A 21,982-nucleotide genomic window follows, 5' to 3' on the forward strand; every position below is an offset into this window, starting at 1 on the left:
AACAATATTGTTCCAAACATGCGCTGGACGCGGACAGCGCTGATCCTTTGAATGGGTCAGGTGAAGATTCCCGCGCCCGCCCTCGCCGTGTCTGCGATGCTCGCCATTCAATTGGGAGCGGCGTTGAGCACGCACCTCTTCGACGCCCTCACTCCCGCGGGCGCGGCTTGGTTGCGACTGTCGATCGCCGCTGCGCTGCTGATGGCGATCACTCGTCCGGCCATTCGATCGATCCCGCGCCGCACCCTGCTCAGCACTCTGCTACTCGGAACCGCGACCGGCCTGATGACGCTGATGTTCATGGAAGCGATCGCACGAATCCCACTCGGCACAGCCGTTGCGATCGAGTTCCTCGGTCCACTCGGCGTCGCCGCGATCAGGAGCCATCGGCGATTGGCGTTGATCTGGCCCGCACTCGGACTGGTCGGCGTCGTCGGTTTGACCCAGCCGTGGCTCGGCGAACTCGATGTCGTGGGCCTACTCTTCGCCCTCGCCGCCGCCGTCGGCTGGGGTTCCTACATCATGCTGACCCACCGGGTCGGGTCCCAACTCGACGGCTTCGGCGGCCTCGCGATCTCGCTGTCGGTCGGCGCCGTAGTCATCGCCCCGTTCGGTATCGCGAACGCGGTCGGCGGCTTGACTCCCACACTGGCAGCGCAAAGTCTCGGCCTGGCCATCCTCGTCCCGCTGTTGCCGTTCACGCTCGAACTGCTCGCGCTGCGACGGATGCCCATCGCTGCATTCGGAACACTTATGGCACTCGAGCCTGGCATTGCAACGGTGCTGGGACTCGCGATCCTCACTCAGATACCGAACCCACTTCAAATCGCCGGGATCGTTCTTGTCATCTCCGCGGGAATCGGTGCCCAACAGGCGAATACGTCGATGGAACGCCAAACACCTGGCAAAAACTCACGCAACGAAGGGTTGGAACCGCTCTTTCCATAGGTCGACACCAGCCAATTTCCCGCCTGCTTGGACCGACCAACAGTCGGCGAGAAGTTCGTACCCCAAGTCCTGGATCGCGCTGTGCTCGCGCCAGTGCTGTTGCGCCCAGCCACTTTCGGTGCGGACGACATCGGCACCGCTCTTGGCCGATTCGATCAGTTCGTACTGCAGGTCGCGGCGCTGTGCGAGCGCGATGCCGTCGACGGCCGCGACAGCGAGCGTGTCCAGGAGTGCGGCCGCAGTGTTTACGACGCGCCCGTCGGTCCACTCGAAAGTCGCTCTGTGCGCGTGGCGCAACACGGCCCACATCGCGAGCAGCGCCACGACGACTCCGACGACCGTCTCGACCAGCCGATCCAGAACTATCGGACCGACAGGTGCGTCGGGATGGCTTGCGCCGCCGACAAGGAGAGCGACCGGCGTGATGAACACGACCGCCAGCCAGTAGCGGTTGACGACGAGCAGTTCGATCGAGAACTGCAGCAACATCAACAGCGCGACGAAGGCGTACCCGGTCAGCGCCAGCTGATGCAACGCCGCGAACAGGCCGAGGCCGATGACCGTGCCCGCGAAACGATGAAACCCACGAGCGGTGCCCTGCATGCGATCGAGGCCCTGATGCAGCACAAGGACCGCGGAAATGATCGCCCAATCCGGACGGTCCAGACCGACGGCAATGCTGATCCCGCCGCCGAGCACACACGCAATGCCGACACGTACGGCGGTGCTGACAGCATGCGAATCGGGTGTAAGCGAGCGCCGCAGCCGATAGCCGATGCCCGGCGGCCCGAAAGGAACGTAGGTGTACCGCAACATCGTTGCGGTCTCGACACTGTCACCGGAACTAACCGATCCGACTGCTCCGGCAAAAGCGCGATGCGCACGCTGCAGCGTTGCGAGCAACTCGGATTCGGGGTCACGGGTGGGAAGTCCGGCTGCGTGCACCATTGCCCACGCATTCCAGAGCGCCGCGGCAGCCGCACTCCGATCCCCGTCGTCACCTCGGTCGGCTGCAACCGACTCGACGTACGCGTCGATCAGTTCCACGGCACGAAGGACCGCTGTGCGCTCCGGTTTGCGGGGGTCACGAACGACGCCGGCCATCGACACGACAAGCGAGGATCCGACGCCGATAGCGGTGCATACCAGGATCGATGCCGTCGAGACACCGGCACTCGACAGACCGATGCCGATCGAACAGACGAGAACGAAGAAGAACGAGCCAGGTGGACCCAACTGGCCTGCGTCGTTGACATACGTGCCGAATACCGCGACTGCCGTCAGCACCACGACCTCGACGAGCTGGACGGACGTCACGTCGTCGGCAAACGCAGTGCCACCGACCACGTCGCCGGCAAGAGCTCCGAGACCGACCGCGACGAGAATGGTTGCTCCGGCGCTGAGCACTCTGCCTGCACGAGCACGGTAGGGCTGCCCTTCGCCGTAGAGCACGGCGAAGGCTCCACAGAAGATGATCAACGCCTGGTGTGGAAACCCCATGGCTACCGCGATGACGGCGGGAAGCCCGAAGGCGATCGAGGCTCGTATTCCCGCGCTCCAGCGGCCGAACACCGACTGCAGAACGCTCACCTGTGCCTACCTCCCGGAGGGTCGTCGGTGCGGCATCTCGAGCACCGCCGCGACCGTGAAATGTGTCGACACGGCTCGACGCATGGCGGTAGCTTCGTCAGCAATCATTCTCGACCACAGAAGGCTCCCCGTGACCACCGACACGGCGACGATCACTCGCCGGCGCACTCCACTAGTCCTCGTCAATCTCGCAGCACTGTTGTCCGCGACCGGCAACGGCATCACCATCGTCGCGTTGCCCTGGCTCGTCCTCGAGCAGACGGGTCGAGCCACCGATGCCGGAATCGTCGCTGGCGCAGCGACATTGCCGCTGTTGCTGGCGAGTTTGTTCTCCGGCACGGTCATCGACCGCTTCGGGCGGCGACTGACGTCGTTGGTGTCGGATTCGCTGTCTGCCGTTTCCGTTGCCGCAATTCCCATCCTTGCCGCGACGGTCGGGCTCTCCGTGCCCCTGATTGCGCTGCTTGCGGCAATCGGTGCGGTCTTCGATCCCGCGGGAATCGCAGCCCGCGAATCGATGCTTCCCGCCGCCGCGGCCGAAGCCGGCTGGAGCCTCGACCGGTCCAACAGTGTCTACGAGGCGACATACAGCACGGCCTACCTCATCGGTCCCGGTGTCGGCGGAATGTTGATCGCGATCACCGGTGCCGTCGACACGCTGTGGGTGACGGCCGGTTGCTTCGCTCTGTCGATCGCAACCATTGCGCTGCTTCGGCTCGACGGATCGGGCAAGCCCGACCCCGAGACGCGTCCGACGTCCATCTGGTCGGGAACCTTGGAAGGTGTGAAGTTCGTGTGGCGCAGTCGGCTGCTGCGGACCATCGCCCTGGTGGACATGGCACTCGTTGCGCTCTACATGCCGGTCGAAGGGGTGTTGTATCCCGCGTACTTCACCGAACTCGGTAAGCCTGCACATCTCGGTTGGGTGTTGGCAGCGATGAGTGTCGGCGGTGTCATCGGCGCACTCGCCTACGGCGCGCTGGCTGCCGTCGCCAAGCGACGGACGTTGATGCTGCTCGCCGTCGGCGGTCTCGGAATCTGCATGGTCGGCATGGCATTTCTGCCACCGATCTGGTTGACGCTCACGCTCGCGTTTCTCATCGGGCTGGTGTTCGGTCCGGTCGGGCCGATCGCGAACTACGCAATGCAGACGTTGAGTCCGGAACATATGCGCGGACGTGTCGTCGGCGTCATGACGTCGTCCGCATACGCGGCCGGACCCCTCGGCTACCTGGCTGCTGGACCGCTGATCGATGCGTTCGGCATCAGACCGACGTTTTTCGCGCTGGCGATACCTGTCGTCGTGATTTCGTTGGTGTGCTTCGCGTTACCCGCGCTGCGCGATCTCGACCTGCCGCAGAAGGCCTAGACGGGTCGCGGCAGGCCCGGTGCAACCGTGCGGGCGAGGATTCCGAGCGTCGACCGTAATGCGTTCTCCGACAGCACCGGAAAGATCGCGCGTTCACGCCAGTACGGGTCGATGGTCGACCAGTCGTAGTAGGACGTGACCATCGACGCTGCGGCATCCTCGGTGTCTCCGATCGGCTCGATCCGGTAGCCGTAGCGGTGCCCGATCGGCGGCTTGATCGCGCCGATGATCGTCCAGGAGATGTCACGGTTTTCCACGAACGTCTCGATCGTCACCGTCACGTCGTACAAACCGAGTGGATAGTCGTTGAGCGCCTCGCGGTCCATGTGCACGACGAAGGTGTCACCGACTGCGGCGACCCGTGCGCCCTCTGCCGACATCAACATTCCGGACGCGTCGATCGCGACGTGGCCGGCAGGTTCGCACAGCAATCCGAAGATCGTCGACGGCGATGCCGAGATTGCGCGTTGGACCTCGATGCGTTCGGTAGTCACCTGCCCATACTGCACGCATTGTGGAGCCGTGGACTCGTCCGTCACGGCCGCAATGGCAAGATGGCTGTCGTGGTCCGAACAATTCTGTGCACCGTCGCCGTCCTCGCCGTAACTGTCGTCGGGTGCGGATCCGACAACGATTCAGCAGCAAGGGAGGCGACCTCGACGGTCGCATCGGTCGCCGGATCTGCCACATCGGCCCCGCCGGCAACGTCGACGCTCCCGGAACTCACTCCGGTCGAGGGTGTCGAGCCTGAAGCGGCATTCGTCGCGGCGCTGGGTCCGTACGGTGTGCCGGTACGCAACGAAGAATCGGCGGTCGGTACCGGGCAACGGATCTGCAAGGCGCTCACCGGTGGTGAATCGGCGGAAGCCGCAACGAGATTCGGCATCGAAGAGCAGTTGTGGACGCCAGAGGAGTCGGGTAAGGCAGTTGTCGTCGCTGCGAAGCTGCTATGCCCCGAGAATGCGGACAAGGTCGGCAACTAGCACCTCACGAGTTCGTTCCCCGCACGCAGTCGGGAATACGTCGGAAGTAGTAGAAGTTTCAAGCACCATGGGATCCGAACCGACCGCATCGAACGCAATGCTCGTACCGAGCGCGAGTCGCGGTCACTGGTGGAACGAGTGGCTCGATTCGAAGCAGTCGTTTCCTGCCACCGGAAACTTCGATCTCGCCGCGAACGCCCACGGCCTGTTGCTGATCCACAACGATGACACTGTCGATGCGGGCGAAGGGTTCGACACCCACCAGCATCGCGACATGGAAATCATCACGTGGGTCCTCGAAGGCACTGTTGTGCATCAGGATTCGATGGGTAACTCCGGCATGATCCACCCCGGTCTTGCGCAACGGATGAGTGCGGGGACAGGACTTCTGCACTCGGAGCGAAACGGCGCAACCCGCAGTGAGCGCACTCCCCTGCGGGTGGTGCAGATGTGGGTGCCGCCGAGCGAAGCAGGAGGCGCGCCGAGTTACGAAGAACTCGATGTGACCGCCGACCTCACAAACTCGACGATGTTCACTCTCGCCTCCGGCATGGCTGCGCACCGGGACACGTCAGCGATCCGGATCGGAAATCGCGATGCCGCTCTACACGTTGCACGCCTGGGGCCGGGCCAGTCCGTGCAGATCCCCGACGCGCCCTTCGGACATGTCTACCTCGCCGATGGCGCGGCAACGTTCGAAGACGTCGGCGACATCAACGCAGGCGACGCTGTTCGACTCACCGCGACCGGCGGCCACCGTGTGACCGCGACCGAGCCGAGCGAACTTCTGATCTGGGAGATGCATTCCGCCGCTGCGCATTAGCGCGCGGCAGCTACCTGGACATCGTGTTCGACGAGTTCGGTCAGATGCAGTTGGGTGCGCTCGAGCGGTTGCATGGAACGCGACGCGATCGCGAGCACGATCGCGCCCTCCACCGAGCCGATCGTCATCGTCGCAAGCGAATCCGCCCGCGCCGTCGGCACACCGAGTCGAACGAGTTGGGCGGAAATCAGCCGCTCCCAGTCCCGAAAAACAGCAGCGGCTGCAGCCGGCGCGGACTGCGCCTCGGACCCACCCAGAGCTGCTGCAACGACAGGGCAACCCGCGGTGAAATCGCTGTCGGCGAGGATCGACCGCCACATCCGGACGAAGGCTTCGATGCTCTGCGCCGGATCGTCGGAGGCTGTGAGCCGCGCGATCGTCGCACTCATCAACGTGCCTGCGGCACGGGTCGACGTCTCGATCAGCTCGTCCTTGCCGCGGGGAAAATGCATGTAGATCGACCGTCGCGCGGTCTTGCTGTGTTCGAGCAACTCCGCAATTCCGGTACCTGCCAGCCCGTTTCGTCGCACAAGGTGTATTGCACTGTTGATCAGCCGCTCGCGAGGTCCGTCGACCATCTACCTACCTCCACTCGAGTCGTGCTGCCGCGAATACACGTGGACCAATCAGTCTACCCTGGGGTTCGGCGGTTCGGGCCGTGCGGTCGTTGGCTGCGCCCGCACATGCATCCGCTCCCCCTGCGGACCGTACAAGCTGAGCAACTCCGCCGGACCGGGCCCCGGATTGCCGAACCAGTGCGGCACCCGCGTGTCGAACTCGGCAACTTCACCGGCCGACAGCACGAAGTCCCGCGCACCGAGAACCAGCCGAATTCGTCCCGAAAGGACATACATCCACTCGTACCCCTCGTGCACCTTCGGTTCGGGCTCCCGATCGAAATTGCGGGGCGGCAGGATCTGCTTGAACGCCTGGACCCCACCCGGCCGCTTCGTGAGAGGGATAAACGTCATCCCACCTCGCTCGAAGGGTTTCAAGTGCAGCCGCGGGTCGCCCGTCGCCGGTGCGTCGACCAATCGATCCAGCGGAACCTGATGAGCCGAAGCGAGGAGCAACAACAACTCTAGGGTCGGTCGCCGTTGGCCGGACTCCAAGCGCGACAACGTACTCGACGAGATTCCAGTTGTCTCGGCCAGTTGCGCCAACGTCGCACCACGTTCTTGCCTGAGCGCCCGCAGGCGTGGCCCGACCGCACCGAGGACCTGGTCGAGGGTTGCGTCGTCTGTCATCTTCAGGCCTCCGTGCGGAACGAATCGGCGACGAACCGCTCGATGATCCGACGTTCGATCGCGTCGTCCGCGGCGGGCCAGAACAGAAACGAAAGCACCACGCGAACGATCCATTGCGCGGCCAGCGGGTCGTTCGCCACCCCTGTCAATTCTTTCGCGATGCTCGTCAGCTCAGGCGATCCGATCAGCGTCCGGGTCACGGTTTTCGGCGTGATCCGGTCGATCATCTGCCCGGCGACACGATCGGAACGCACGGCCGCCAACGACGCCGTCATTGCCACGACGACCCGCTCGGCTCCGTCGAGCGGCTTTACCTGTCGTGCCACGTCCTCGGCAATTCGTGCACCCGCGTCGGCGAGCACAGCGTCGGCAAGTGCTGACTTTCCACCGACGTAGCGGTAGACCGTCGCGCGCGAGCAGCCGACCGATTCGGCGATGACATCGATATCGACGGCATCGATACCGTCGCGTGCAATGAGGTCGGCTGCTCCGTCGATGATGCGACGCACGGCGAGCCTTCGTCTGTTGTCGCCGACCAGCCAGTCCTGCTGCGCCACTGAGCCCGCTTTCCTAGAGGTGATACCGACGTTCCATTATTCTCACCTCGAGACAATATCGAGTTCATGCTACAACGTGTTCGCAGGTCGGCGTGTCGCGCTGAGACAAGCGTCTGCGGCCTCTGAACAGGCACTTCTCAATATTTGCGAATGCTTGACCGGCCGTTCCTGTCCACCACATGCTTGGGAAATGCCGACAAGCCACGTATCTCTCAGCGACGTAGTGGGAGGCGCCCAACTCGACGTGTTCGCCGCCGCGGCGATCGACGATCCCTACCCACTTTTCGGCGAGCTGCGTCGTCGCGCACCTGTCTTTCGTGTTCCCGGCTCGGACTTCTATCTCGTGTCGACGTGGGATCTGGTCCTCGAGGCGACGCAACGAGTCGCCGACTTCTCGTCCCACCTCACCGGCGTTCTGGTGCAGCGACCCAGTGCAGCGCCGACCACCTTCGATCTCGACGGTGCCGGTAGAGCCGTCCACGTACTGGCTACCGCCGACGACGCCGTTCACCGTGACCAGCGCAAGCTTGTGCTGCCCACACTTGTGGCCAAACGGGTGCGCGCGTTGGAGCCGTCGATACTTGCGGTGGCCCGAGACCTGTTCGACGAACACCTGACCGGCGATCGAATCGAGTGGATGGCCGCGATCGCCGACCGACTCCCGATGACGATGGTCGACCTCCTGCTCGGGCTACCCGGCGAGGACGTGCCGAAGCTCGTCGAATGGGGTTATGCCAGCACGGAACTTCTCGGCGGCGTCCTCGACGAAGGACGGTTTGTTGCGGTTGTGACGGCGGCTGCCGAACTAGCCGACTATTTGCATGCGCACTTCGAGCGCGCATGCGACGAGCCCGGGGACGACCTCGTCGGTGATCTTGCGCGAGAATGTTCGGCGGGCAATCTCGATCACGATGCAGCCGTCCTGATGCTCGTCCAGCTTGTCGGCGCGGGCGGCGAATCGACGGCGGGTTTGCTCGGCAACGCAGTTCGACTGTTGGCCACCGATCCGGCTCTGCAACAACAGATCCGAGCCAACCGGGCGGCGTTGGTGCCGTTTCTCGAGGAGTCGTTGCGACTCGAATCGCCTTTTCGCGGCCATCACCGCCATGTCGTCGCCGATACGACAATCGGAGACGTTCGACTCCCCGCCGGAAGCCATCTGATGTTGCTGTGGGGGTCGGCGAATCGTGACAGTAGCCAATTCGCCGACCCTGACGCGGTGGTGCTGGACCGTCCGCGCCCACGTGGACACCTGGCTTTCGGTGCCGGCGTGCACTTTTGTGTCGGAGCAGCACTCGCACTGCTGGAAGCGCGGGTGGTGCTCGACGAACTTCTCACGCGTACAAGCTATTTCGGTATCGCCGAACCGAGTCACGCGAGCTGGCTGCCGAGCATCTTCGTTCGGCGACACGTCCGACTCGAGTTGACCACGTCGCCGCAAGCGTGACGAGTAGCTATCTGCTCAACCCGTGCGCGCGGGCGATCATCTTCTCGACGAACGTCCGCGGCGCAATTCGTTTGAGCGCGAACACAAGCGGCGAACGACTGCCGACCGCATACAACGGCTTCGGCTTCTCGGCCGTTATCGCCGCGACAATCGTGTTCGCAACCTTTTCGGCCGCAATACCTTTCGACTCGTTGTCGTCGAGTCGCCCTATCGCGGTGTGGAAGTCCTCGCGGTAAGGCGAATTGTCGCCGATGTACTTGGTGCGTCGTTCGCTGATACCGGTGTTGATCGAACCCGGCTCGACCGTCGTGATCCACACTCCGAAGGGCGACACCTCGAACCGCGCCGCCTCGGCGAACCCTTTGATCGCAGCTTTTGTCGAGACGTAGGACGACCGATACGCCAGCGGGAAGCTCGCAAGCATCGATCCGACCATCACGACACGGCCGTATCCACGTTCGCGCATTCCGGGGAGGACCTGTTGCAGCAGTTGCACCGGACCGAACACGTTCAGAGCGAAGATGCGCTCGATCGCATCGGCAGGAAGCTCCTCGATCGGACCTGACTGACTCTCCCCCGCGTTGTTGACGAGAACATCCACCTCACCGAGTTCGGCGACGAAACGTTCGATCGACGCCGCGTCGGTGAGGTCGAGTGCGCGGTAGTCGACGCCGTCGAGACGGTCGGCGTCGGGAATGTTCGTCGGATTCCGGCTTGTCCCGATCACGCGGTAGCCGCGTGCTGAAAGTGCTGCGGCCGTTGCTTTTCCGATCCCCGACGAGGCACCGGTGACCAGGGCTGTACGCGTCATGCGAGCTTCTTCGCCAGCGCGAGCCCGGCCGCGCGGCCCGAGAAGATGCAACCACCGAGGAACGTGCCCTCTAGAGCGTTGTAGCCGTGCACCCCGCCACCGCCGAACCCTGCGACCTCACCTGCGGCATACAGTCCGTCGAAGGCAGAACCGTCGGGGTGCATAACCTGCGAATCGAGATTGGTCTCCAGACCACCAAGTGTCTTACGGCTCAGGATGTTCAGTCGCACTGCGATCAACGGCCCGTGCGCGGGGTCGAGAATCTTGTGTGGTTTTGCGGTGCGCGCGACCTTGTCCCCCAGGTACTGACGTGCGTTGTTGACCGCCATCAATTGCAGATCCTTGGAGAACTTGTTCGTGACTTCTCTATCGCGAGCGACGATCTGGCGTTCGATGACCTCGAGGTCGAGTTGCGGCCCGCGAGCGATCTTGTTCATTCCCGCGACGAGGTCGGCGAGATTGTCGGCGACAACGAAATCCTCACCCTTGTCCTTGAACGCCTCGACGGGACCCGGCGCACCCTTTGCCACCCGACTCTTCAGGGTGAGCTTGAGGTCCTTGTTCGTGATGTCCGGATTCTGCTCGGAGCCCGACAGCGCGAACTCTTTCTCGATGATCGACTGAGTCAGGACGAACCACGAGTAGTCGTACCCGGTCGCAAGAATTTCCTTCAGTGTCGCGTTGTTGTTGAATCCTGGGAAGTTGGGTGCGGCCAAACGCTTTCCGGTGGCGTCGAACCACAGCGACGACGGTCCCGGAATGATGCGAATCGCATGCTTGGGCCAGATCGGGTCCCAGTTGTTGATGCCTTCGGTGTAGTGCCACATCCGGTCGCGGTTCACGATGGAGCCACCAGCGGATTCGGAGATGGCAAGCATCCGACCGTCGACGTGAGCAGGTACCCCCGCGATCATCGTTTCCGGGCACTTGCCGAGACGTTCGGTCGGCCAGTTCTTGCGCACCAGATCGAAATTGTGGCCGATACCGCCCGACGTGACGACAACCGCCTTGGCGCGAAGGTCGAACTCGCCGACCGCCTCTCGCGACGACGCCTTGCCGCGTTCGAGATCGCTCGGCTCCAGGACGGTGCCACGAACACCGACGACTGCGTCGTTCTCGACGATCAGTTCGTCGACCTGATGCCTGAAGGCAAACGTGACCAGCCCGGCCTTCTCGCCTTCGAGCACAGGTTCTGCGAAGACCCGCACCACCTCGGGACCCGTCCCCCACGTCAGGTGAAAACGCGGTACAGAGTTGCCGTGGCCGTCCGCCGCGCCGCCGCCTCGTTCGGCCCACCCGAGGATCGGAGTAATTCGAAGTCCGAGATCGTGCAGGTACTGCCGCTTTTCTGTTGCCGCGAACTCGACGTAGGCCTTGGCCCACTGCTTGCCCCAATGATCCTCGCGGTCACGGTCGAAGGCTGCCGAGCCCATCCAGTCCTGCAGCGCAAGCTCTTTCGAGTCCTTGATACCGAGCCGGCGTTGCTCGGGACTGTCGACCATGAACAGCCCGCCGAGCGACCAGAACGCCTGCCCGCCGAGGTTGTTGCGATTTTCCTGCTCGACGATCAGCACCTTCCGTCCAGCTTTGACAAGTTCGTGGGTCGCGACGAGGCCGGCGAGGCCTGCGCCGACGACGATGACGTCCGGCTGATCGGTCATGTTCATCCTTCGATTCGAGTGCTGTAGGCGATGACGACGTGCGTGAAGAGGTCCACGCGGCGAGCGCGGACCGCAGGATTATCGGGTTCGAGCAGGCATTGAATGCTGGTGCCGTCGTGGACTGCGACTAGGGCTTGCCCGAGCGCGAGGCGATCGGGAACCGTGCGACCTGCTCGGTCCAACAGATCGGTGAGGATGGGAGTGAGGGTCGCAACGATCACGTCTTCTCGACCCGCCATCACCTGTCGCAGCGCCGGATTTCGCAACGCGTGCGCCGTGAACTCCGCAGTGATCCGGTACCAGCCGTCGTCGACGGGGACGGCGCCGAGCAGACGTTCGACCACATCCCGAACGTCGCCGAGTTCGTTCAGGTCTTCTTGCGCGAGTATCGCTTCCACATCGGCGACGAGCCGGGTAGATCGCTGCTCCCACATGGCGAGAAACAACTCGTCCAATGCCTCGAAGTTCGAATAGAACGCGCCTCGGGTGAAGCCGGCACGCTCGCAGATCTGCTCGACGGTCGACCGCCCGAAACCTTCCTCGGCGAATACCTCGAAGGCAGCGTCGAGCAGTCGCTGACGGGTCTCACCACGCCGCTTGGTCACCCGTTTGGCGGCGCTGCGAGGTTCGATGTCGGTCGTCATCCCACCCCTTCCTCGATACATCACCGTATCGGATACATCTGCGTATCGGAAGGGGTCGTGCGTCTTTTCGGAGGGTGGGCGCGCCGAAAAGACGCACGAGCCGCTTGCGGCCTACAGATGTTCGAACACGCTCGACCAGCCGAGGTCGCCGTCTCCGGCGTCGACACTCCGTGCTCCAAGATTGCGCATCGACTCGGCGAGGCTGGTGTCCAGACCGGCAGCGCGACCGGCCTCGACGATGTGTTCGAGCGCAGCGAGATCCATGGCGACGCGGTCCTCGTCGCCGGGGTAGGTCGACGTATCGATATCTCGCGCAACACCTTCCAGCGACGCAGGCACGATCGACAGCGCGCTGAGCGCATACGGCAGAAACCGTTGCGCAGCAACGCCGGAATGCTTCATGACCGCAGCCGCATGAACGAAACTGGTCAGCCCCGCGAAGAACACCTCGAGCATGCCCACGTCGAACGACGGAGCGAGGCCGTGGTCCGTGCCGAGGAAATCGCCCGCACCAGCAACGTGGTCGAGGGTCGCGCGATGACGGCGGTAAGCGGCTTCGTTTCCGGAGTACAAAATCAGCGACTCACGATCACCGATCAGCGGAACCGGCACCATGATCGCGGCGGTGACGTAATTGTCGAATCCGACAGCACGCGCCCACTCGGCGGTCGCTCGCGCTTGATCAGGCGTTGCCGACGAGAAGTTCACAACGGCCGTGACCGTGCATACCCCGTCGAGGACTTCACGCACCGCGGCATGGTCGCGCAGACAAACAAGAACGAGGTCGACGCCGTTGATCGCCTCGGCCGGCGTTCGCGCGACCGAAGCGCCGAGTGAAGCGAGGACTTTCGCTGCCTCGGCCGTGCGATTCCACACCGTAACTCGCAGACCGGCGTCGAGCAGCGTTCGTGCCAACGCGGCACCCATCGGACCGAGACCGACGACTGCGACGGATACTGGATTGTGTTGTTGTGTCATACGTACAAGCCTGCTGAGTCCGCACACACCACCGCAAGTACCCACTATTTTGTAAGGTACTTACATATTCGATAGTGAGGAGCTCACCGTGCCTTGCCCCGACTACCTGTGCGGTCTCGACGCGGCGATCGACGTCGTAGGAGGCAAATGGAAAGCGCTGATCCTGTGGGCGCTGAGCGTCGAACCCCGACGTTTCGGCGAACTGCGCCGAGAACTCGACGGGGTCACCGAACGTGTTCTCACCCAACAATTGCGCGAACTCGAACGCGATGGAGTCGTCCACCGCGAGGTGCACTCACAAGTACCACCCAAGGTGGTCTACTCGCTGACCGAGTCAGGCATTGCTCTCGACCGAGCGATGTCGGACCTTGGTCGCTGGGGTGAAGAGAACATGTCGCGCCTCGCCGCCGCGCGTGCGCACTCGTAGAACTCAGATCGCGACAGGAATGTCGGATTCGCCGGAGGCCGGGCGTAAGGGACCACTCACGAACGCGCCGGATTCCCAGGCGCGGTCGAGGAGTTCGGCAACATCGATCCGCCGCATCGCGACGATGTCATCCCGTTGCAGTAGTTCGTTGATGAAGGTCACCACGTAATCGTCTACGACAGCGGTGATGTTGCGCATCCAGCCGATCAGGCGTGACGGCATCCCGCACGGATCGATCGTAGAAAGGACATCGTCGGCACAGAGCTCTTTCAGGTCGATCAGAACCGAGCACGGCGGCTCCAAAACGAGCCTTATCCGGGCACGCACAGCAAGATCGACGTCGTAGGCGACGACCCTGATTCCGGCGTCCACTCGAGCGTGAATCGCAACAGGAACAAGAACTTCGATATCCCAATCCGGGTCGTCGCAGTGACTCGCGACCACCTGGCCGACAACGCCGACCGCTTGCGCGGTGCCGAGACCAGCCGGTCCCACCCGAATGCTCCCCGTGTCGAACGAGTCACCGATCAACTGCGCGACCATGACACCGACTCGGTCCGGCGATGCTGCGGCGGCGAGCATGTTCGTCGCGAAATCCGCGGCTGAGATTGCTCCCATTGAGTCTCCTTCGACCGGACCTGCGTATCTGTAGATACCCACAGCCCGGTCGAAGGCAAACATGCAGGTCATCGGCGCAGGTCAGCGCCGGACCGTTGGTCGGAACAGAGTGCGAGCCCTACCACGCAGAGCCCGCGATCTGCCGTGTCGTTGCGTTGCGACGGTTGAACATGTTGGTCACCCCGATCATAAGAACGATCGCAGCCAACTGGGCTTCGTCGTAGTGATCGGCGGCCGCGTCCCAGATGTCGTCGGTGACGGCATCGCCACGGTCGGCGAGGCGGGTCGCGGCTTCAGCCATGGCCAGCGCTGCCCGCTCCGCGTCGTCGAAGTGCGGCGACTCCCGCCACGCGGAAACTGCCAACAGGCGTTCTGTCGTCTCCCCCGCCTTCTGAGCCGATTTGGACCCGGCGTCGACGCAGGCACTGCACCCATTGATCTGACTCACCCGAAGGTGGACCAATTCCAGAGTTGTTTCGGCGACGCCGCCCTGCCGCGTTGCCTGCAGGAGGGTACGAATCGGCTGCAGCGCGTCAGGCAGTACGTTGACCGGGTTTCTCATGCGTGCTTGCATTGTCGTCGCATTCATAGTGGTTCTCTTTCAAGTGGTTTCGTTACCGTGTCGGCAACGCGTGATTTTGAACGGTCACTGTTACGACACGCGGCGACGAAGGAATGTGACAGATGAACCACAACGATTTTCTGGCAGCCCAGTTCGAGGAGCACCGACCGCACCTTCGGATGGTCGCCTACCGCACGCTCGGTTCGGTTGCCGAAGCCGACGATGCGGTGCAAGAGGCCTGGATCCGAGCCAGCGCGGCAGGCAGTAGCGGCGTCGAGAACATCGCGGGCTGGCTGACGACGATTGTCGCGCGAGTTTCGCTGAACCTGCTCCGCGCCAGCAAATCTCGCGCCGAGGTACTCGTCGACGCTCATCCGTCGGTGCCTCGAGGTGATCGCCCGGCGAGCGTCGATCCAGCGGAGGAAGCTGCGCTGGCAGACTCCGTCGGGCTCGCGATGCTCGTCGTCCTCGACACCTTGGGTCCGGCCGAACGGCTCGCTTTCGTCCTGCACGACATGTTCGCGGTGTCGTTCGACGACATTGCCGAGATCATCGAGCGGACTCCGGCCTCCGCTCGGCAGTTGGCAAGTCGCGCACGCAGGCGAGTACGAGGCACACGGTCGGTGCCGGACTTCGACTTAGCGAGGCAGCGACAGGTTGTCGACGCCTATCTCTCTGCTGCTCGCGGCGGCGACTTCGACGCGCTGCTTTCGTTGCTGGACCCCGATGTCGTTCTACGCGCCGATACCGCTGCCAGTGCAACGGACACGGCACGCGAAGTCCGAGGCGCGCTGGCCGTGGTTCGTCGTGCGCTCACGTTCACCTCGCGCGCGAGTGTCACAGCAATCGCGCTCGTCAACGGTGGGGTCGGGGTCGTCGTCGCGCCCGGTGGTCGCCTGCTCGTTGTATTCGTCTACGAATTCGCCGCTGGGAAGATCTCCGGGATCGAAGTCGTCACGGACCCGAAGCGCTTCGCCGAGTACGAGATCGCGGTCTTGGACGAGTAGGCCGCTCCGCGGCTCGTGCGTCCTTTCGGCGCCCCCGCCCTCCGAAAGGACTCACGACCTGCGTAGCAGCACTACGACCTGTGTAGCGGCATCAAGACCGCCGACACGAAGTCGACGACGGTCGGCGCGATCGCATCGAGGTCGCCTGCTCGCTGTTCTACCGACCGAATGATCAGCTCTCCGATTCCCGCGACCACGGCTGCTGCCATCATCGGCGTCGGTACCTGAATCCGGTCGTCGACCTGTTTGGCTTGGGCGGCGAGGTGTTGCAGCTGGGCGGCGACGTTGCTCTGCACCGCGCGCCGTGCGGGAGACGTTGTCAGACCGGCGGAACGCATGGCAGCAAAGTAGGCGTAGGTAAGGTCAGGGTGCGCAGCGAGGGTACTTAGCAGAGCACCTACCGACTCTCGAACGAACTCCTCCGGCGGCGAAGTGCCGACCTCCACACTCGACATCGATTCCAGCATGTACTGGCCGAGCATCTCGTGACAGGCGAGTAGGCAGGCTGCCTTGTCTGCGAACTCCTCGTAGAAGGTGCGCCTGGAGACACGTGCGCGAGCAACGATGTCAGCAATGGTCGTCGCCGGGTAGCCCTTCTCCGCGACGACCGCTGCCATCGCGTCGACCAATCGCATACGTGCTCCGCGCGCACCACCTGCGTCGTCGACCTCGCTCATGCATGCTCCGATCCGTATCGCTGGTACCTCAGCGTACCGCAGGCTGACCTGCGCTTTGAGACAAGCGCCACAACCACTTGCCAGGTGGTACTCCGACGTACCATCATTCTTTTCAGGCGGTACGTCACAGTACCAACAGCAACGTGATCCACCTCTCACCGCTCGTCCACCACGCCAGCCAGGAGCAACACAGTGATCGTCGAAACCCTCTCCGCAATCGCCGACCTCCCCATCGTTCGCGACATCGTCGGCACCGACTCGAAGCCGCTGGCGAACCGACGGGTCGTCATCACCGGTGCGTCGTCCGGCATCGGAGCGGCAGCAGCAATCCAGATCGCCGAGGCCGGCGGCACGCCGATCCTCGTCGCCCGCAGCCTCGACAAGCTGACCGAGGTCAAGGAGACCATCGAAGCAGCGGGTGGAACCGCCTTCGTCTACAGCTGCGACGTCACCGACGCAGAATCGGTCACCAACCTCGTCGCCACTCTCGTTGCAGAGCACGAGTCGATCGACATGCTCGTCAACAACGCAGGACGCTCGATTCGACGGTCTCTTGCGCTGTCCCACGACCGCTTCCACGACTTCGAACGCACCATGGCACTCAACTACTTCGGCGCAGTTCGATTGATCATGGAACTGCTCCCCCACATGCGCCGACACGGCTTCGGCCACATCGTCAACATCTCGTCGATCGGCGTGCAGACCAACACACCCCGCTTCGCCGCCTACGTTGCATCCAAGTCTGCACTCGACGCATTCAGCCGCGTCGCGGCGAGCGAGGTCCACGGCGACGGTGTCACCTTCACCACCATCCATATGCCCCTCGTCCGCACTCCGATGATCGCACCGACATCCATGTACGACGCGTTCCCGACACTCTCCCCCGACGAGGCAGGCGAAATGGTGCTGCGCGCACTCGTCAAGCGCCCCAAGGAAATCGGAACACCGATCGGCACGCTCGGCGAGCTCACCTACACACTTGTCCCCGGCGTGGTCGACCGAATCCTCAACAAGGCCTACGACGTCTTCCCGGATTCGCATGCCGCTCAGGGTGTTACACCGATCTCCGACGAAGCCGGCAAGCCGAGTAGCCGAACGAAGGCAATCGCCAAGGCGTCGATTGCACTGACCGATCAGCCGCTGTCCCGTGGCGCAAAGCGGATGGTCCGGTTGCTGCCGGGCATCCACTGGTGACCAGAACTCTTCCAGCATTCCGAATACCCGAACCGAAAGAGAAGACAATGAAGAACGTTGCAGGCAAGAAGGTCCTGATCACCGGTGCGGCCATGGGAATGGGCAAGATGTACGCCCAACTCGCGGTCAAGGAACGCGCCGCCGAAGTGATCCTGTGGGACATCAACGAATCCGCCCTCGAGGAGACCGCAGCCGGTCTTCGCGGAGCCGGCGGCAGCGTGACGACCTACGTCGTCGACGTCGCTGATCGTATGCAGATCGAAAAGGCAGCAGCCGCAGTGCGTGCCGATGTCGGCGACCCCGACATCGTGTTCAACAATGCCGGTGTCGTCCGTGGCAATTCCTACTTCTGGGAAACGGACAACGCCCGCGACACCGAGTTCACGATGAAGATCAATTCGCTCGCACCGATGTTCATCGCCCGCGAGTTCCTTCCCGCAATGATCGCTTCGGGCAACGAATCCCGGCTGATCAACGTCGCGTCGGCCGCAGGCTTGTCGGCCAACCCCCGCATGGCGTCGTACTGCGGATCCAAATGGGCAGCGGTCGGGTGGTCCGATTCCGTTCGGCTGGAACTCGATCAGGCCGGTCACCATCACGTCAAGGTGACCACAGTGTGCCCGTACTACATCAGCACCGGAATGTTCGAGGGTGCGAAATCGGCTCCGCTGCTTCCGATCCTGAAGCCCGAGGACGTCGTCGACGAGGCCTGGAAGCACATGAAGAAGGGTTCGCCCTTCGTCATCCTGCCCAAGACCGTCATGCTCGGCGAGGCCTTCAAAGTGCTGCCGACAAGCGTGCGCGACTTCGTCGCAGGTCGCGTCCTCGGAATCTACAAGACGATGGACGACTTCACCGGACGCAAGTAGAGCTCCGCCCCCAACACCGAACGACTCAGCGCAGCAGGGACTTTCAGATGACTCTCGCACTCGTGGCACCGCAGACCGATACCAACCGATTCTCCGACGCAGTCGCCAACGCCGGCAGTAAATTGCTCTACCACGGGGTCGCGGATCTGCGACGGTCCCCGCGCACACTGATCGACCTCGGTCCGCAGCGTGCTGTGTATCGGTATCAGCCGACCGCAGAGGTGCGATCGGGACCCGTTCTTCTCGTCCCACCGCTCGCTGTCGCGGACACGTGCTTCGATCTGCGACGCGGGTGCAGCCTGGTATCGCACCTCGTCGACGGCGGCCGGGCAACGTACGTCGTCGACTACGGCCGGATCTCCTTCGACGACCGCCGCCTTGGCATGGAGCATTGGATCGACGACGTCCTTCCCGCAGCGATTCGGGCAGTCAGTGCCGATGCGGGCGGGCAGCCGGTGCATCTCGTGAGCTGGAGTCTCGGCGGTGTGTTCTGTCTGCTGACGGCAGCCGAGCACGCGGACTTGCCGATCGCGTCGATAACGCCGATCGCGAGCCCAGTCGATTTCCATGCGGTCCCGATGGCGGCGCCACTGCTTCCGGTCGCGAAACTGACCGGCGGAGCCATCCTCACACAGCTGACTCGATTGCTCGGCGGCGCACCGAAGCCCATGGTGCAGAGGGCATTCCAGCTCAGTAGCGTGACGAGATATCTGACCAAGCCATTGACCGTCGCCACCAACCTGCACGATCGCGACTTCCTCGCGCAGATGGAAGCCGTCGACGAATTCACTCGGAACATGACGGCGTACCCGGCACGCACGTTCGGGCAGATCTATCAACGTCTGTTCCGGCACAACGATTTGGCGGACGGCACACTCGTACTGTCGGCAGGCAGAATCATCCGACTCGCCGACGTCACCGTGCCGGTCCTCGTCGTGGCAGGAAAGGGAGACACCATCGCACCGCTCGCGTCGGTCAACCGGGTGGTCGACCTGCTCACGGGTTCACCACGTGTGCGCTCGCGGGTTGCCCCCGGTGGGCATCTCGGTGTGCTGACCGGCAGGGCTGCCCAGACATCGACCTGGGCCTACCTGGACGAATTCCTCGATGAGGTCTAGGGCGCTGCGGGCCTAGGTTCCGTGGCGCCCTGCGCCTGCCGCGAATCGACTTGCACCTTCGAAGGTCCCGTTTGCGAGAGAGATTGCGCCGTGGCGTAATTCGTTGAGGATGGCCTGGTCCTCGTCGAGTCCGTCTTGCTCGAGCAGCGACAGCCGATCCTGCCGCATACAGACCTGAGGAAGCGCGGCCAACTCGCGCCCGAGTTGTTGGGCCGCCGCCAGCGCGGTGCCCTTCGGAACCTTGCGATTGATGAGTCCGATTCGCAATGCTTCGTCTGCATCGACCGGTCTTCCGGTGAGAATCAGGTCCATCGCGACGCTGGTTCCGATCAACCGCGGCAACCGGACAGTGCCGCCATCGATCAGCGGCACACCCCAGCGCCGGCAGAAGACGCCGAGCACTGCGTCCTCTTCGGCGACTCGCAGGTCTGCCCAGAGCGCGAATTCGAGACCACCCGCGACGGCGTAGCCATTGATCGCTGCGATCACCGGCTTGCCGAGCCGCATGCGGGTCGGCCCCATCGGCCCGTCGCCGTCGGGGGCGAAGCGGTTGCCGCCACCCGAACTGATCGCCTTCAGATCGGCTCCAGCGCAGAAAGTTCCACCCTCACCGGCAAAGACTGCGACGGCGGCGTCCTCGTCCGCATCGAACGCCCGGAAAGCCGCTGCGAGTGCCTCTGCGGTCTCGCGATCGACCGCATTGCGCACCTCCGGTCGATTGATCGAGATCGTCGTGACCGGGCCGTCGTGGCTGACCAGCACTGTTGTCGCCATGTCAGGACTCGACTTTCGGTTCCGTCGCATCACGTGCTTCGAACTGCGCACGCTTCCAGTCGCCGTTGGGCTCGTCGCGCTCACGGACGGCTTCGCGGAAACCTACTGTGGCCGAGCGTAGTTGGAAGGCATAACCCTCGCGGGTGTGCCGCGAGACGCCGTCGAAGACGGTGCTGATCATCGCCGAGTTCGCGACGCCCTGCGCCAGCAGCACGCTGTTGAGTGCCAGCTTCGCCATCACCAACTGGTTGATCGGCATTCGCGAAATACGTTCCAGCAGTGCCTCGGTCCGCTCGTCGAGTTGGTCGGCGGGCGGCGCCTCGACCGCGAGACCCCACTCCTCCGCCTGTTTGCCCGTCAAACAGTCACCGGTGAACAGCAACCGTTTAGCGCGTTGGTCTCCGAGCCGATGTGCCCACATTCCCGCAGCGGGGATGCCCCACACCCGAGTCGGTGGGTAGCCGATCTTCGTGTCGTCGGCGCAGATGATCTGGTCGGCGTACAGCGCGATGTCTGTTCCACCCGCGATGGCGAAACCGTGGAGCTTGGCCACTGTCGGCTTGTTTGCGTGCAGCAGGCTGGCGAACCCCCGATTGAAGCGGCTCATCATGGCGTAGTCGACCATCGGATCCCACGTTCCCCATGGATTGTGGTTGCGGGCCTGCACCATCGGATCGAGGACAGTCCCCTCGGTGGAGGTCTGACCCGTCTCCGGATCCGCGCTGTTCTCTGCGAAGATCGACAGGTCGTATCCACCGCAGAAACCCTTGCCGCGTCCCGAGAGCACCATCACGTGGACCCGCGGATCCAGGTCGGCGCGTTCGACGGCAGCAGCGAGTTCGATCGGGGTATCCGCCGTGATCGCGTTGCCACGCTCGGGACGGTTGAACGTAATTCTTGCGATGCGATCGGTCACCTCGTAGGTGAGCGTGCGGTATTCGGTGCCGGGATCACGCTGGCTTCTGTCCGTGAACAGCGAATCCTTGCCTTCGGTGATGCCCTCGCGCCATGCCGCTGGACGCGTTCCGGAGTGGTGCTCGTAGTCGGGCACTGTTGTCCTCACTGCCGCAGTTCTTCGTGGGGCCGCGAGCTCCAGCTCGGCGACCACTAAGAAGTGAACTGCGATTCAGCTCTTGAGTCAAGGGCCGAGCGCGACATCCTTCGCCAGACGTGTCGCGCCGCGTCAGCGACCACGGACGGTGTCGTACCGATCGGCAAGTGGTTGCGCGGCATTCATCGCAGCGAGAGCATCGGCAAGCGCGACAGACTGATCTGGACTCAGCGCTTCGAACATCTCCGCCTGTACCGAATCGAGCAACGCCCGAATCCGGGGCAGCGTGATCTCGCCCTTCTCCGTCAGATCGATCAGATATCGCCTGCGATCACTGGGATGGCGGTGTCGTGCTGCTAGCCCCAAATTTTCCAGATCATCCAGTGTCGCAACGATTGTCGCGGGATCGACCCGCAAGTGCGCACCCACGTCGGCCTGCGACATTCGGCCATTGTCCTGCAACGCCTGAAGGGCGTTGTAATGGCGAACGCGCACACCGAGGCCGAGCAATCGGTCATCGGTCAACCGAGACGCAACCTGCCCGAGCTTGAGTAGTGCACAGATAGCGTGATCGGCCGCCGAGCCGGGCACCAACATCGCATCCGTCGCCACTGAACCACTCCCTGT

At 63.4% G+C, this 21,982-nt stretch carries 25 protein-coding genes; 10 read left to right on the plus strand and 15 right to left on the minus strand.

Annotated features, from left to right (window positions below; all coding sequences use genetic code 11):
* Window positions 1-60: 60 nt before the first annotated feature.
* Window positions 61-948, plus strand: coding sequence for an EamA family transporter (locus tag JGU71_RS03055; protein ID WP_372433081.1), 888 nt, complete (start codon window positions 61-63; stop codon window positions 946-948).
* Here the strand turns inward: JGU71_RS03055 and JGU71_RS03060 are convergent.
* Window positions 913-2,538 (minus strand): FUSC family protein, encoded by a 1,626-nt coding sequence (locus JGU71_RS03060; protein WP_199701812.1) that lies wholly within the window; start codon window positions 2,536-2,538, stop codon window positions 913-915. The genes JGU71_RS03055 and JGU71_RS03060 overlap by 36 nt on opposite strands.
* 82 nt (window positions 2,539-2,620) lie before the next feature.
* Between JGU71_RS03060 and JGU71_RS03065 the strand changes: the two genes are divergently transcribed.
* Window positions 2,621-3,907, plus strand: coding sequence for an MFS transporter (locus tag JGU71_RS03065; RefSeq protein ID WP_199701813.1), 1,287 nt, complete (start codon window positions 2,621-2,623; stop codon window positions 3,905-3,907).
* Here JGU71_RS03065 and JGU71_RS03070 read toward each other — a convergent pair.
* Window positions 3,904-4,401: an SRPBCC family protein gene (locus tag JGU71_RS03070; RefSeq protein WP_199701814.1), complete on the minus strand. Its 498-nt coding sequence runs from the start codon at window positions 4,399-4,401 to the stop codon at window positions 3,904-3,906. The two genes, JGU71_RS03065 and JGU71_RS03070, sit on opposite strands and share 4 nt — an antisense overlap.
* A gap of 69 nt (window positions 4,402-4,470) precedes the next feature.
* Between JGU71_RS03070 and JGU71_RS03075 the strand changes: the two genes are divergently transcribed.
* Window positions 4,471-4,890, plus strand: coding sequence for a DUF732 domain-containing protein (locus JGU71_RS03075; RefSeq protein WP_199701815.1), 420 nt, complete (start codon window positions 4,471-4,473; stop codon window positions 4,888-4,890).
* Between the two features lie 67 nt (window positions 4,891-4,957).
* Window positions 4,958-5,713 (plus strand): pirin family protein, encoded by a 756-nt coding sequence (locus JGU71_RS03080; RefSeq protein ID WP_199701830.1) that lies wholly within the window; start codon window positions 4,958-4,960, stop codon window positions 5,711-5,713.
* Here JGU71_RS03080 and JGU71_RS03085 read toward each other — a convergent pair.
* Genes JGU71_RS03085 through JGU71_RS03095 form a run of 3 tightly spaced genes read right to left on the minus strand, consistent with a single transcriptional unit; the run spans window position 5,710 to window position 7,517 of the window.
* The gene (locus JGU71_RS03085; RefSeq protein WP_199701832.1) at window positions 5,710-6,291 is read right to left on the minus strand and encodes a TetR/AcrR family transcriptional regulator; all 582 of its coding nucleotides are present in this window, start codon (window positions 6,289-6,291) and stop codon (window positions 5,710-5,712) included. The two genes, JGU71_RS03080 and JGU71_RS03085, sit on opposite strands and share 4 nt — an antisense overlap.
* A gap of 48 nt (window positions 6,292-6,339) precedes the next feature.
* The gene (locus tag JGU71_RS03090) at window positions 6,340-6,960 is read right to left on the minus strand and encodes a helix-turn-helix domain-containing protein (RefSeq protein WP_199701834.1); all 621 of its coding nucleotides are present in this window, start codon (window positions 6,958-6,960) and stop codon (window positions 6,340-6,342) included.
* Between the two features lie 2 nt (window positions 6,961-6,962).
* Complete coding sequence (locus JGU71_RS03095; RefSeq protein WP_199701842.1) at window positions 6,963-7,517, minus strand: TetR/AcrR family transcriptional regulator; 555 nt, start codon at window positions 7,515-7,517, stop codon at window positions 6,963-6,965.
* Window positions 7,518-7,707: 190 nt separating this feature from the next.
* On the opposite strand from JGU71_RS03095, the gene JGU71_RS03100 reads away from it, so the two are divergent.
* Window positions 7,708-8,964, plus strand: coding sequence for a cytochrome P450 (locus tag JGU71_RS03100; RefSeq protein ID WP_199701844.1), 1,257 nt, complete (start codon window positions 7,708-7,710; stop codon window positions 8,962-8,964).
* Between the two features lie 7 nt (window positions 8,965-8,971).
* On the opposite strand, the gene JGU71_RS03105 is transcribed toward JGU71_RS03100, so the two are convergent.
* The 4 genes from JGU71_RS03105 to JGU71_RS03120 all read right to left on the minus strand — a co-directional run bounded on the left by JGU71_RS03105 (window position 8,972) and on the right by JGU71_RS03120 (window position 13,058).
* Window positions 8,972-9,775, minus strand: a complete 804-nt coding sequence (locus tag JGU71_RS03105) for an SDR family oxidoreductase (RefSeq protein ID WP_199701846.1) — start codon at window positions 9,773-9,775, stop codon at window positions 8,972-8,974.
* Complete coding sequence (locus tag JGU71_RS03110) at window positions 9,772-11,436, minus strand: FAD-binding dehydrogenase (protein ID WP_199701848.1); 1,665 nt, start codon at window positions 11,434-11,436, stop codon at window positions 9,772-9,774. Before JGU71_RS03110 ends, JGU71_RS03105 begins: the two co-directional genes overlap by 4 nt.
* 2 nt (window positions 11,437-11,438) lie before the next feature.
* Window positions 11,439-12,080, minus strand: a complete 642-nt coding sequence (locus JGU71_RS03115) for a TetR/AcrR family transcriptional regulator (RefSeq protein WP_199701850.1) — start codon at window positions 12,078-12,080, stop codon at window positions 11,439-11,441.
* A 111-nt stretch (window positions 12,081-12,191) separates the two neighbouring features.
* A complete protein-coding gene (locus JGU71_RS03120; RefSeq protein WP_199701851.1) occupies window positions 12,192-13,058 on the minus strand; it encodes an NAD(P)-dependent oxidoreductase in 867 nt (288 codons plus the stop codon).
* Between the two features lie 88 nt (window positions 13,059-13,146).
* Here JGU71_RS03120 and JGU71_RS03125 point away from each other — a divergent pair, with 88 nt between their 5' ends.
* On the plus strand, window positions 13,147-13,485 hold the full coding sequence (locus JGU71_RS03125) for a winged helix-turn-helix transcriptional regulator (protein WP_199701853.1): 339 nt from the start codon (window positions 13,147-13,149) through the stop codon (window positions 13,483-13,485).
* Between the two features lie 3 nt (window positions 13,486-13,488).
* Here JGU71_RS03125 and JGU71_RS03130 read toward each other — a convergent pair whose 3' ends face one another.
* Together JGU71_RS03130 and JGU71_RS03135 are read right to left on the minus strand one after the other, a co-directional pair.
* Window positions 13,489-14,103 carry a hypothetical protein gene (locus JGU71_RS03130; RefSeq protein WP_199701854.1) on the minus strand — a complete coding sequence of 205 codons (615 nt, stop codon included), beginning with the start codon at window positions 14,101-14,103 and terminating at the stop codon, window positions 13,489-13,491.
* A 118-nt stretch (window positions 14,104-14,221) separates the two neighbouring features.
* Entirely contained in the window at window positions 14,222-14,677 is a 456-nt protein-coding gene (locus JGU71_RS03135) for a carboxymuconolactone decarboxylase family protein (protein WP_199702843.1), read from the minus strand.
* Window positions 14,678-14,787: 110 nt separating this feature from the next.
* Between JGU71_RS03135 and JGU71_RS03140 the strand changes: the two genes are divergently transcribed.
* Window positions 14,788-15,672 (plus strand): sigma-70 family RNA polymerase sigma factor, encoded by an 885-nt coding sequence (locus JGU71_RS03140; protein ID WP_199701855.1) that lies wholly within the window; start codon window positions 14,788-14,790, stop codon window positions 15,670-15,672.
* Window positions 15,673-15,743: 71 nt separating this feature from the next.
* On the opposite strand, the gene JGU71_RS03145 is transcribed toward JGU71_RS03140, so the two are convergent.
* On the minus strand, window positions 15,744-16,349 hold the full coding sequence (locus tag JGU71_RS03145) for a TetR/AcrR family transcriptional regulator (protein WP_199701856.1): 606 nt from the start codon (window positions 16,347-16,349) through the stop codon (window positions 15,744-15,746).
* Between the two features lie 192 nt (window positions 16,350-16,541).
* Between JGU71_RS03145 and JGU71_RS03150 the strand changes: the two genes are divergently transcribed.
* From JGU71_RS03150 to JGU71_RS03160, 3 genes are read left to right on the plus strand one after another with little or no spacing between them, the layout of a single operon-like run.
* Window positions 16,542-17,543 (plus strand): SDR family NAD(P)-dependent oxidoreductase, encoded by a 1,002-nt coding sequence (locus JGU71_RS03150; RefSeq protein WP_199701862.1) that lies wholly within the window; start codon window positions 16,542-16,544, stop codon window positions 17,541-17,543.
* Between the two features lie 47 nt (window positions 17,544-17,590).
* Window positions 17,591-18,412 carry an SDR family oxidoreductase gene (locus tag JGU71_RS03155; RefSeq protein WP_199701864.1) on the plus strand — a complete coding sequence of 274 codons (822 nt, stop codon included), beginning with the start codon at window positions 17,591-17,593 and terminating at the stop codon, window positions 18,410-18,412.
* Window positions 18,413-18,459: 47 nt separating this feature from the next.
* On the plus strand, window positions 18,460-19,530 hold the full coding sequence (locus JGU71_RS03160) for an alpha/beta fold hydrolase (protein ID WP_199701866.1): 1,071 nt from the start codon (window positions 18,460-18,462) through the stop codon (window positions 19,528-19,530).
* A 12-nt stretch (window positions 19,531-19,542) separates the two neighbouring features.
* Here JGU71_RS03160 and JGU71_RS03165 read toward each other — a convergent pair whose 3' ends face one another.
* The 3 genes from JGU71_RS03165 to JGU71_RS03175 form a co-directional block, all read right to left on the minus strand.
* A complete protein-coding gene (locus tag JGU71_RS03165; protein WP_199701867.1) occupies window positions 19,543-20,304 on the minus strand; it encodes a crotonase/enoyl-CoA hydratase family protein in 762 nt (253 codons plus the stop codon).
* 1 nt (window position 20,305) lies between these two features.
* Entirely contained in the window at window positions 20,306-21,355 is a 1,050-nt protein-coding gene (locus JGU71_RS03170) for a crotonase/enoyl-CoA hydratase family protein (RefSeq protein ID WP_199702844.1), read from the minus strand.
* 132 nt (window positions 21,356-21,487) lie between these two features.
* Window positions 21,488-21,967: a MarR family winged helix-turn-helix transcriptional regulator gene (locus JGU71_RS03175; protein WP_199701869.1), complete on the minus strand. Its 480-nt coding sequence runs from the start codon at window positions 21,965-21,967 to the stop codon at window positions 21,488-21,490.
* Window positions 21,968-21,982: the final 15 nt, after the last annotated feature.

It is taken from the genome of Antrihabitans stalagmiti, from assembly GCF_016482825.1.
In the GTDB taxonomy this organism is placed as follows: Bacteria; Actinomycetota; Actinomycetes; order Mycobacteriales; family Mycobacteriaceae; genus Antrihabitans; species Antrihabitans stalagmiti.